A 7,349-nucleotide genomic window follows, 5' to 3' on the forward strand; every position below is an offset into this window, starting at 1 on the left:
ATTCTAAGGAGATGAGACGTTGTTTGTGAACGTTTAAAAAATCAGCGGAGGAGTAAATTTAAATCAAAAAGACAAAACAAGTTCCAAGTGAATACGGCGGAATTGTGCGAACAAAAGTGGAAGCCACAGGGACTGTAACAGATGAATTAAAAATCCCTCTCATGGAATACTTAATTTCCCGCGACAGAGAACTTTTTGACAAATTAAAATCTATGGGTTACAATTGAGTTTTGATATACATTAGATCATTTTTGTATATTTTAATATAAGGAAGTACGCTATCTTATTTCGAAATATCGTAACCAAAGTTTCGAAATACATAAGATAATCGCAATTCGCACCATCTGGCTTCCAGACGTGTAATATGGAATGGAAAACTTATACTGAGTCTCCACAAAAAGCCATAATTCTATGATCACAATCTGATTGACTTTGTCTCGAATTTATGATTTTTAAGGCGAATGAAATCATCAGCCGTTCTCATAAAACTCGTTTTGGTATATGCTACATTCTCAATGCATTCCCTAGTATATGCCGAAACAGGCACATTATTATTGAATGTAATTGCCTCAAATCAACAAAGTCATCTAATCCTTATAAATCAAGATTCTGAAACTACCTTTGAATTTCCGACTGATTTTCAAATTAAGGATCGAATCCAAATTTCAAAAGAAAGAATCCTCTCTTTTAGTAGTTCCTATAGCTCAAACCGTAAGATTACATCTTACGAGTGGAGAACGGGCAGAGTGACCGAGCAAAAAAATCCGCTGGATACTGGCATCAAAATCTTAAGAGAGTTTATCTCGTACTTGGAAGGTCTAAATCGCTCTGTCTTTCAAGAAATCCATCAGGTAGGTTACCAAAGGCTCTTTGAATGGGAAGGCGATAAACCATTGTTCTTTCCTCACTTTGACAAATACAGAAAGACTGTTAGGTTAGATGATTTTTTGCCAAGTGGCGCTCATATCTTCAGAATTTTAGAAAAAGACAGATCGATTCAAAAAATAGAAAATTCGTTTGTGGGTGCAAACGATGGTTATTCCCAAAAATTGTTATACTGCAGTTCTCTAAATTGCAAACCTGAAGAAATTTTATCTGATCGAGCCATTTTGAGTGCACGTCTCATCGATGATGGTAGATTGGTTGCGTTTTTCACACCTGTCTCTGTTGATCCTGAATCCAAATCTTACAATCTAGAAACTTATGATATTAACGAAAAAAAGCGAAAGAAATTATTCACATTTAAAATGAGTATAAAAGGTCCCACTGGCACCTTCAACCTATCCAATCCAGAATTCAGAGTGTTAAATCAATCCAGCTTATTTTTATTTACCGACGAGATTGCAGACATAGAAGATAAAATTCAAAATTGGAAGTTAGTAGATGGAAGGACAGGCAAAGTGGAAGATTTCAAAGTTCCAGATGGCTATCAATTTGTTAGCATGATGCCAGTTAGTTATCATAAGAGTTCTAATGAATCGGATCTAACAACTCTTGAACCTTACATCGTTTTTATTAAGAGAAGCTATGACCAAAAACTAGGCATTCGCAATCACTTAAAAGTGATCCAACTTCCCGAACGCAAAATAGTGTTGGAGAAAGAGATCATCGGAAAAACTGTGATCAATGCAATGTATGTATCCGATGCTGTGTTTCTAAATAAAATATAATGTTCATTCGCACCATATAGTCTCGTAAAATGGGCAATCTTAAGACACTGATTATACGGATCATAAAATTTATCATTGAAGGCCTCCCCTATACATTTCTGATCCGTTGTTAGTTTTCTTTTTAAAAAGCTACACCTTCCGTGAATGAATGAAACAGTAAGTGTGTAAAAATGTAGGAAATAAGTAGAGAACTTACCCTTATGTTTGATACTCTAACAGCGAGAAATTCTTCCTCTTCTGAAAAAGTTTGGTTCAAGCGAAAAGGTTGAGAGAAGCAATGACTAAAGAATAGCGTGCAACTGGAAATAAGAAATTTCCATTTTATCTTAACTTATATGATAAGACCATTAACTACTGACGGCAATAAGTAGATTCCTTTAGATGCGGATTAAACTTATTTGGAAAGCGTTCCAACAATTTACTTTGACATATTTTTCCTTTACAAATGTCGTGTTTGTTAGATCCTACTTATGTTCAAGTATCTTCACAAACCAAAATCTTATACGATTCTCTTTTCTCTTTTGATAGTTCTGTTTTTTACCAACTGCATCCAAAATTTAGCTGACTGTCCCGTCGATACTTTAACATTAAAGAAGGAATGCGACAGCAATCAAAAACAGACAGATAGGAATCTGCTTCTGGGACTTGCAGCTGCCACTGTCAGTTCATCCGGTAGTCTTTCTGGCAAAGCACTAGAATTTTATAATATTTTAGAATCTTACCGAAATAAGGGATCTTTTACACTCTCAAATGGAAGCTCTCGAAGTTTTTTAAATGGTTCAAAATGTTCGGGAACAACGGCGCAACATCCCGCTCTGAACCGAGCAGCACAAAAGCATAATGATAATATGGTAAGTTTGAATTTTTTTTCTCATACGGGACAAGACGGCTCTACACCTAGTACCCGTGTGAAGGCAGAAGGACTCAACGTTGGTGCTGGCGAAAACATTGCCGCAGGCGTCTCCACAGCGGAAGGCACTTTTGACCAGTGGTGGAATTCTTCGGGACATAGAGCCAATATGGAGAATTGCAATTACACCCATGTGGGCATTGGATATACAGCTCGCGAAGGAGTCAATGCACAAGCAGATTACGCCCATTATTGGACGAATGTCTTTGCTACCATTCGTTAATCAATTTAGTTTGAAGTACACATCGTCCGAGTACACCTTTCCATTATGATAAGGCGAAATACTTTCCTAAGTAGTTAAATTTTAAACTTAGGAACCAGCACCGTCGAGACGAATTCAAAACTTTAATCGGATCATTTTTTATCTAAATCAGCGCGTCCTCTTTAAAACTTACGATTTGCTGGACGTAAGTACCAAGAACTCACCGTTAGTGACAAAAGAAGAAGGGAAGGAAATATTTCTCCAATTGAATGACCAGAAACTAAATGCGAAATCACTGCCCCTGACATAGCAAAGAAAAAACCAGCATAAGCCCATTCTTTTAATAGAATGAACTTTGGAATAAGAACAGCTATCACGCCGAGTAATTTCCAAACACCGAGAAGGATTAAAAAATAAGTGGGATAACCCAATTGGTTTATTTTTTCTACTTCTTCAGGATGTTTCATAAGTTGTACAATCGCAGTCGATACCATACCCAAAGACAACCAAAGAGTAAAAAACCAATACGCTATTTTTTTATTTTTTTCTGACATAATTTTCTCCTATTTTAAATGTATGATTAAAGAGCTTGTGCACTATTTCTTCCCTTCGATTGTGGGCGGAATTTATCCCTTTGCTCTACCGATTTGTAGATGATATGCATTAGGATTCGAACCCAGGTCCTATCGTTCTCAAATGCAGCTACTGCCAATTTAGGTTATAAATAAAATTTGTTAGAAATAAACCTATAGCCTGCGAATCCCTTTTGAATCAACTTAGATTTCTATTTTAACTAAAGCGGAAAACAAGAACCTATAGTCGCCTTTAAGCGGACTGGCTCCTCTGTTTCCGATAGAAATCCTAAGGAACCGACGATTGGTCCTCGGATTAAGTAAAACTAGAGGAAGCCTGCCACAAAAATCGCCACTTTTCTAAGAATGTTTTCAACTTTTTCAAAACAAGTCGCTTTTCTCTAGTCCTAAATTAAATCAAATTTTTAATATTAATATTGACTGACTGGTCAGCTTTTATTTTTCATAAATAAATAACAAATATGTTTATTGGACTGATCTTATTTCTTACTTCAATTTTGGCGATGACCCTTTCTATACCGGATGCCCCTTTTCCCCAGGGGGATGAGATCATGCACATTCGTTCCATTCGGGAGAGCTTGGAAGCAGGAAGTTACGCCTTACCGGCATTATCTGGTCTACCCAACCCTTACAAACCTCCCCTGTTGTTTTGGATGGGAATGATTTTTGATACTATTTTCGGCGTGAACTATCTCTCGGAGAGGTTGGTTTCTTTTCTGTATGGCATGGGAACGTTAACTTTGTTTTACATTTTTTATCTTTCTTTATCAAAATCAGTTAAAGAGTCGAAATTAGCTACCTTGGCTTTTGGCTTTTCCTTCCTATCTTTGAAGTTTTTTGGAATACTGATGATGGAAGGAGCAATGGTGTTTTTTACTTTGCTTTATGTCTTTTTGTTCTACAAATCCAAAATTGAGAAAAACATAACTTACGTTGCATGGGGTAGCTTCTTAGTCGGATTTGGTTATTTACTGAAAGGGCCAATCCTTCATGTCTATATTAGCATTTTTTTATTGAGTTATCTTTATATCAAAATGATTCGTGTTAGAAAGGGAAAACTTCATATCTCCTTTTCCTATATAAAAGAAGAAAGATTAACTCTTTCCCTTTTTTCGCTTTCCCTCATTATTCCACTTTCTTGGATTTGCTATTTGTACTTTTATAGTACCGCTGGAAAAGAACTGCTACGATTCTTTTTTATGACAGAAAATATGGGAAAATTTTATGGTGCCAATCAATCCGGTCTTAGGATTTGGGGAGGTTGGCTGCTCTACTCGGCTCCGTTTTCGATACCCATCATTCTTCAAATTTGGCAGACAGTGAGAAAAAAATCGAACCATCGAAATCAACTTTTTACATCCGGATTTCTAGTATTTTTACTTTTCGTGACAATCTTTCACTTACTACCAAATAGAAAAGATCCTTATTATGTAACACCTTTCATCCCTTTTCTTTTTTTATTGCCAGCGCTAAGCAATGCGACCTGGGAGACAGTGATACTTTCAAAAATCAATCGAATGTCGATTCTCATGCCTTATACTTTAATTCTTGTCATAGCAATCGTTTTGCGGCTTCCAGCACTTTTCGGTTTTTCATTGATTGCGATTTTTTTTACTTTAGGATTTCTATTTCAGAATCAAAAAGTAAATGCAAATTTTTATCAAATATTTCTACCTCAGCTATTAATTGTACCTATTACGATGTTATTTTTGATTCGTCCAATGGCTGATCCTGATACAGCAGAACAACTATCGGGTCTGGTCCAAAAAGAGGTCTGTGTTATCGCAGAGAACCCATGGACCGGGATGGATGTACAAAATAAACTTATGAATTATCATGTAACATTTTCTCTTCCTCTTACCTATGCAGAGTCATGTCCCGTTTCATCTACCCTAGTAGTTTTTAATGATCTAAAATTATCAGATGAATGGGAAAAAATTGGCTCCTGGTATCGATGGAAACAACATCTGAATCTAGATTTGCTTCAAATAGTCCAAGCACTATTAAAGAGGGACAAAATTGACTTTCAAACAGAAGTGAGTGTTTGGAAACGAAAAGAAATCAAATGAAAAAATACGGTCTCGTCGTCTTCCTGCTAATTCTTGTTTCCCTTTGGGATTTTTCCAAAGACAATTTCACGAGATTTGGAGTTAAAGCCACAGGGGAACAAACCAATCAATGTAAAATCCTATGCGAAAAAGTAACCTCATGTTTAAACGAGGACCAACTGAAATTACAAGATCCAAAACTTTATCACTTAGCCTGTGAGATTCTTTGCACCAAACAATTCCAACTGTTTTCCGAATGTTTCAAATCCATCGAAACTTCATGTGAAGGTGGTGAGGCATGTATTAAAAATCAAACCCGAGGGCTTTTTTAATTTTATAAAAAAGTTAAATGACCAGTCATGTATCCAAAAACAAGTATCATTCTTCCAACATTTAACGAAGTAGGGAATATCAAAAACTGCGTAGATGCAATTTCAAAAATTCTCGATAGAGCATCTTTCGACTTTGAAATTATCATTGTAGATGATAATTCCCCAGACGGAACGTATGAAGTCGCAAGAGTCCTTGCAGAATATGACAAACGAATTTTTCCTTTTGTTCGAATGACAGAACGCGGATTAAGTTCTGCTGTAACGTTCGGATATGGAATGGCAAAAGGCGATAATTTGGTAGTCGTTGATGCAGATTTCCAACATGATTATAGTAAAATTCCTGAAGTCATTAAATTACTTAATGATAACGATATAGTCGTTGCCTCACGAAGAAGTACTGACGGCGGTTATGGTAATTTTCCAATAATACGTCAGTTCGCTTCCAGATTCGCAACAAAAATTTCTGAATGGTTATTTAAAGTGCCGATTACGGATCCTATGAGTGGTTTTTTTGGGATACGAAGATCGGTTTATTTACAAATAAGAGAGAAATTTAATCCACGGGGGTTTAAGATCCTTTTTGAAATATTAAGTACATTTCGTACGGATAAAATCGCAGAAGTGGGCTATACTTTCGGTCTCCGTAAATGGGGTAAGTCAAAATTGGATTCGGCCGTAATCATTTATTTTTGTTGGGATATAATTTCGATTAAATGGAAGCAATGGAAAGCATCGAGTAGGAGTTTCATTGCTTTCAATTCTTGCAAATAAAAAAAATAATCGCCTGTTGCCTCGACTGTCTTCCCACGATACGGCGGGCTCACCGCAAGTAATGGGCAATCTGACGCGAATATTGGACCTTCCTTTGGATTCGGAGACTGGATCTTATCAAAAGGCTAGGATTTTCCTTAGCGGTCGGTTAGAAAAAGTCATCTAAACAATATTCTACTTCGCCTTCGCCGCAGCAAAATTAGGATTTTCAGGATTCACATCCACTCTTCTATCTTTCGAAATCACAATTAAATCCACGTCTTCCATTGGGATTGCGCCTAACAGCACTTCATTTCCCATCACAATTGCTCCGACAAACGCAATTCTATTCTTGAATGCAATTTCTATAGGACCTACATATGGAAGAAATTGCTTCGATCCATCCGCCAATTCAATTTCTTTTCTAGAATGTTCCTCGAGTTCTAATTGCACCTTAACATGTTCAGGAATGATCAAGTAAACTAAACCCGTATCAGCCAATGCAATTACACTAATCGGTTGAAGATATGTCCGCTTTGGATTCTTTATTTGTAAATTGCCGTAGGCTAAACCCATACGAAAAGTTTCACTTGGATAAAAAATTAAATCAAGTCAAAGCGATCACGATTTTGGCATGCCGAAAATGGATTTGTCCATTTCAAAGCCTCACCCTCAAGACACAAAAAAACCCCACCAAATCCTGGTGAGGTTTATCATACTCTTACCGAACCCTGAGTAGCGAAGCGTACCGAAGGGTGAGAGAAAGAAATCATTTACAATATACAACGTAGCGTGACCATTCCGATTCATCTAACAAGGGATGGTTAAATTGTTCCTTTATAAA

The 7,349-nt window shown here is 36.6% G+C and carries 8 protein-coding genes; 6 read left to right on the forward strand and 2 right to left on the reverse strand.

Annotation, left to right across the window (positions count from 1 at the left end):
- Positions 1-104 precede the first annotated feature (104 nt).
- The 3 genes from EHQ58_RS19040 (at position 105) to EHQ58_RS16170 (ending at position 2,803) form a co-directional block, all read left to right on the forward strand.
- Positions 105-227, forward strand: coding sequence for a hypothetical protein (locus tag EHQ58_RS19040; RefSeq protein WP_281277122.1), 123 nt, complete (start codon positions 105-107; stop codon positions 225-227).
- 234 nt (positions 228-461) lie between these two features.
- Positions 462-1,670, forward strand: a complete 1,209-nt coding sequence (locus tag EHQ58_RS16165; protein ID WP_135624946.1) for a hypothetical protein — start codon at positions 462-464, stop codon at positions 1,668-1,670.
- A 470-nt stretch (positions 1,671-2,140) separates the two neighbouring features.
- Positions 2,141-2,803 (forward strand): CAP domain-containing protein, encoded by a 663-nt coding sequence (locus EHQ58_RS16170; protein WP_135624947.1) that lies wholly within the window; start codon positions 2,141-2,143, stop codon positions 2,801-2,803.
- Positions 2,804-2,964: 161 nt separating this feature from the next.
- Here the strand turns inward: EHQ58_RS16170 and EHQ58_RS16175 are convergent, their stop codons facing one another.
- Complete coding sequence (locus EHQ58_RS16175; protein ID WP_135624948.1) at positions 2,965-3,336, reverse strand: DoxX family protein; 372 nt, start codon at positions 3,334-3,336, stop codon at positions 2,965-2,967.
- Positions 3,337-3,836: 500 nt separating this feature from the next.
- On the opposite strand from EHQ58_RS16175, the gene EHQ58_RS16180 reads away from it, so the two are divergent.
- The 3 genes from EHQ58_RS16180 to EHQ58_RS16190 are packed head-to-tail and all read left to right on the forward strand — an operon-like array spanning position 3,837 to position 6,526.
- Complete coding sequence (locus tag EHQ58_RS16180) at positions 3,837-5,444, forward strand: ArnT family glycosyltransferase (RefSeq protein WP_135624949.1); 1,608 nt, start codon at positions 3,837-3,839, stop codon at positions 5,442-5,444.
- Positions 5,441-5,755 carry a hypothetical protein gene (locus EHQ58_RS16185; RefSeq protein ID WP_135624950.1) on the forward strand — a complete coding sequence of 105 codons (315 nt, stop codon included), beginning with the start codon at positions 5,441-5,443 and terminating at the stop codon, positions 5,753-5,755. The genes EHQ58_RS16180 and EHQ58_RS16185 overlap by 4 nt, the downstream gene beginning before the upstream one ends.
- Positions 5,756-5,782: 27 nt before the next feature.
- Positions 5,783-6,526, forward strand: coding sequence for a polyprenol monophosphomannose synthase (locus EHQ58_RS16190; RefSeq protein WP_135624951.1), 744 nt, complete (start codon positions 5,783-5,785; stop codon positions 6,524-6,526).
- Positions 6,527-6,700: 174 nt separating this feature from the next.
- On the opposite strand, the gene EHQ58_RS16195 is transcribed toward EHQ58_RS16190, so the two are convergent.
- A complete protein-coding gene (locus EHQ58_RS16195) occupies positions 6,701-7,081 on the reverse strand; it encodes a pepsin/retropepsin-like aspartic protease family protein (protein WP_135624952.1) in 381 nt (126 codons plus the stop codon).
- Positions 7,082-7,349: the final 268 nt, after the last annotated feature.

This window comes from Leptospira ognonensis, from assembly GCF_004770745.1.
Taxonomy (GTDB): domain Bacteria; phylum Spirochaetota; class Leptospiria; order Leptospirales; family Leptospiraceae; genus Leptospira_A; species Leptospira_A ognonensis.